The organism is Bacteroidota bacterium (genome assembly GCA_016213405.1).
Taxonomy (GTDB): Bacteria; Bacteroidota; Bacteroidia; order Palsa-948; family Palsa-948; genus Palsa-948.
Window position 1 is genome coordinate 1 of sequence record JACRAM010000119.1, and the last position, 3,931, is coordinate 3,931.

3 protein-coding genes are annotated in these 3,931 nt (G+C 40.6%); all 3 read left to right on the forward strand.

What is annotated here, in order from left to right:
* The first annotated feature begins 319 nt into the window (after positions 1-319).
* From HY841_14735 to HY841_14745, 3 genes are read left to right on the forward strand one after another with little or no spacing between them, the layout of a single operon-like run.
* On the forward strand, positions 320-1,486 hold the full coding sequence (locus tag HY841_14735; GenBank protein ID MBI4932012.1) for a hypothetical protein: 1,167 nt from the start codon (positions 320-322) through the stop codon (positions 1,484-1,486).
* 14 nt (positions 1,487-1,500) lie between these two features.
* Positions 1,501-3,195, forward strand: coding sequence for a hypothetical protein (locus HY841_14740; protein ID MBI4932013.1), 1,695 nt, complete (start codon positions 1,501-1,503; stop codon positions 3,193-3,195).
* Positions 3,196-3,198: 3 nt separating this feature from the next.
* Entirely contained in the window at positions 3,199-3,738 is a 540-nt protein-coding gene (locus tag HY841_14745) for a hypothetical protein (GenBank protein MBI4932014.1), read from the forward strand.
* The last annotated feature ends 193 nt before the right edge of the window (positions 3,739-3,931 follow it).

Here is a 3,931-nt window from a genome sequence, read left to right on the forward strand (position 1 = left end):
AGCGGTCGAGGAAGTAAAAAGACGATTGAGAATTATATTCGTAATCAAGGTCGTCATAATGATGTCAAGCAGTTGAAACTTTTTGAATTGTGAAAAATAAAATAATAACGCCCTGCGCTCTTGGCGCAGGGTTCTTTACGACAGGATTTGTCTGACAGAATAATCCATTGGGCTATGCCTGAGCGCTATTCAATTCCGTCTTTATTTTTATGAGTTTCATCCAAGAAATCCATCCACTCGTCTAAAAGTTACGATTTCTCTTGGCAAATCAAAGTATATCGCTGTCCTTCATACGGTCATTCACAAAAAATCAATCATCATGAAAAAAATCTTGCTTCCGCTCGCTGCCATTTTTGTTTCCATCATCTCCCACTCGCAGAGCGGTGAGAAATGGTCGTTTGGCTTGAATTCACCCAGCGGAACTGCTGCATTCGGCACAAGCAACATCTTTCCGGTCATCATAAAGACCAACGGCACGGAACAACTCCGCATCACCGAAACGGGCAACGTGGGAATCGGAATTACAAATCCCTTAGACAAACTTCATGTGGCGGGAACTATACGCATGAAGGACGCTGTGGTGGAGAACCTCATGCAATCACTCAGCATGAAAGCCCAAGGCGCAGAATTTGCAATGGCTTTGGTTACTGCTGATTTGAAAGTATACGGGCAGCTAACCGCTGGCTCTTTGAAAGTGGCAGGCAGCACGCAATTAGATGGCAGCGTTACCATAAATAACAATACCGCTGTCAACGGCAATCTGCTTACAAAGGACATTAAAGCAAATTCGGTAGACGCACAAAAGTATTATGTAAACGGAAACCCGCTGGCAATTAACCCATGGGCCATCAACCCCGATGGCAGCATATCTTTCAACGGGCAGGCGCTGGTAAAGCGCCTCGATGCAAGTGAGGGTATCAGTATAGGTAATTTTAAATTCAAAAATGGCGGCACGGTTGTGCCTCCCGCCCCGATTAAAGACACCATCACTTCTACCTACGAGATTGTTCTGCGGAGCGATGCAGAAAAATTGCAGTTGGCTGCCGCACAGGTGAGCGTGCAGGAGCAACTGGGCGTAGGCAAGCCTCCCGGAGTTGGCATTGCGCTTGATGTTTTGGGAGACGTAAAAAGCACCGGAAACATTTCTGCAACTCAAACAATAAGTTCAGATAAAATAACTGCCAACAGCCTGCAGGTGCAGGGAAGCATTAATGCAAACTGCGTGAACACATCCTGCCTGAATGTGAGCGGGCAAACGCAGTTTGATAGTGTTGCTATTGTTAAAAAAATGAGAATAGGAAATTCTGTTATCATTGATCAGGGAAGTGATGTAAATCCCACAAATAATATTTATACTGACATGAGCGGAAACCCAACATTATTTATTCAATCAATTGCTTCTCCGTCAGATTTTAATACAGTAATAAATGCCAACAACACTGGCAATGTAGGAATTGGAACAACAGCACCTCCATTCAAAAATTAGATGTTAACGGCAAAATGAATTTATCAGGCGGAGTGATTCAACAAGGCAGCCCGGCCATTACTAATGCAATGACAACCGATTTGGGTTTGTATTCTCTTAATTCGCTCATGCACATGCGCTTTGTAACCAACAACGCACCCTTCCGTTTTTTTTCTGACGGAGGAGCAACTCCTCAAGGAGGAAAAGAATTAGTTTCGATTGAACCGGACGGAACCCTGCGGCTCAACGAGAACGATATTAAATTCCGTTCAGGTTTTCCCGATGGCAATCACGGCATTGGCTGGTATGGGCAGGATATTAATATTCCTATTCCTATATCCAGACCATTTGCAAATGAATACCCAAACGGACCCGTGCTGTATGGATACGATGGAGGAGCATTAGGAATGAAAGACAACGGCAATAGCATAGAAAAAATTGTTTTGAGATGGGATGCTGCGGGGAATGTGGGGATTGGAACAACTGCTCCAACTGAAAAGTTAGAGGTGATAGGGAATATAAAAGCAACCGGAAAAATGCAGGCATCTGCCTATGCCAGCAGCAGCCCTTTGATTTTTGAAGCGCCTATAGGAACAGAGCGTGCAAGGATTGATGATGTGACAGGTCGTTTTGGAATCGGAACAAACAATCCAGTTCAAATGCTGGATGTAAACGGCAAAATGAATTTATCAGGAGGAGTGATTCAAAAAGGCGGTGCACCCATTACAAGCACAGGTGATTTGGGATTGTATTCATTAGACCCTGCCACCTATATGCGATTTGTTACAAACGGGCAGCCCATTCGTTTTTATTCAGATGGAAACCCCATAAGTAATAACGCATTAGTTTCAATTGAAAGCAACGGCAATGTCGGAATCGGAACAACTTCTCCCACCGAAAAACTCCACATACAAAATGGTTCTATATATATAGATGGCGAAGGGCAGGGATTAATTGTAAATGAAGGAGGGCATAAAAGAGTTGGCTTGATGAAATATCCCGGGCACGAAGCGGGGATTTGGAGAGCAGCCGGTCAGGATTTTGAGATTGGCAGATTAGATGTATCTGCCCTGCCCGGAACTCCAACAACATTTACAACCGATATGTATGTGGCGGGGGATGGCAATGTGGGAATTGGAACAAACAATCCGCAATCCAAATTAGATATTCTTAATGGTAGTATAAATATAATTGGAGACCCAAATCAAAATGCTTTTTGGACTTCTGCATCTTGGATACCGATATTAAAAGCTCCATTAGGTTCTGTATGGAGAACAACTACTCCTATGATGATAGGTAGCCAGTCGTATTATTTAGGTTTTGGAATGACAAGTCCGGGCTGGTATTGGAGTGCAGCAAGCAGGGATGATTACCAAGGAGGTCCATGGTATGTCATGAGTCTTTTAGGTTCAGGCGCTGCCCCAACAGGGTGGGTATTAACTGTCGATGGTCAGGTTGTTACTAGAGTGCTTGACGTTGCTCCCGATTATGTTTTTGAAAAAGAGTATGATTTAATGCCTTTGTCAGAATTAGAAAAATATAAAGATAAATACAAGCATTTGCCCGAAGTGCCGAGCGGAAAAGAACTGAATAAAAACGGAGTAAGTGTGGGCGAAATGTCAATCACACTGCTGAAGAAAGTGGAAGAACTCACCCTTTACATGATTGAACTTGAAAAGAAAAACAATGCTATGGCTGAAGAGATTGAAAAACTGAAAAAAGGAAAATAAGTTATGAGAAAAATTTTATTTGCCACACTTTTTTTATTTTTTCTTGCCATTTTATGTGCAACAGAAGTGTTTGCACAAAAGGATACTGTCTTGTTTAAGAATAATACTGTCTATGTAGAATTATTAGGAAATATGGGTGCATTATCCTTAAATTATGAAAGAAAAATCGTTGAACATGACCACGGATTTTTTACGACAAGAATTGGATTCTTTGGCGGTAAATCTAAACCTAGTTCAAGTGTAGATTTAGGATTGGTTGCGCTTATAAATCATGTTTTTTGCAAAGGGAAAAACCATTTTGAAATCGGTGGAGGTGTAAGATTAGTAGAAAGTAATTATGATTATACAAATCACATTAAAACAGATAAATTTCAATTGGATAAATATAATTCGGTGCCTACTGCAAATTTTTCTTTTAGACACCAAAAACCTGATGGAAGATTTATGTTCAGGCTAGGATGGACTCCGTTAATTTATCCGCCTGACATTGCAACTTTTCAATATTTATTTTTTTGTGGTATTAGTGTGGGTTATGTATTTTAATAAATAATAACAATGAAAAAAATAAAATTAATTTTCCTAATTTCTTCGGCACTTTTTTTTATTGCCAGGTATAGGTTTTGGATATATGTTCTAATATAAATAATTTTATCCATGAAAATAAAAACAGGTACACAAGCAGTAATAATTCTGACTTTTATTTTGTTTGACTTATGCTTTATACAAGCACAAAGCA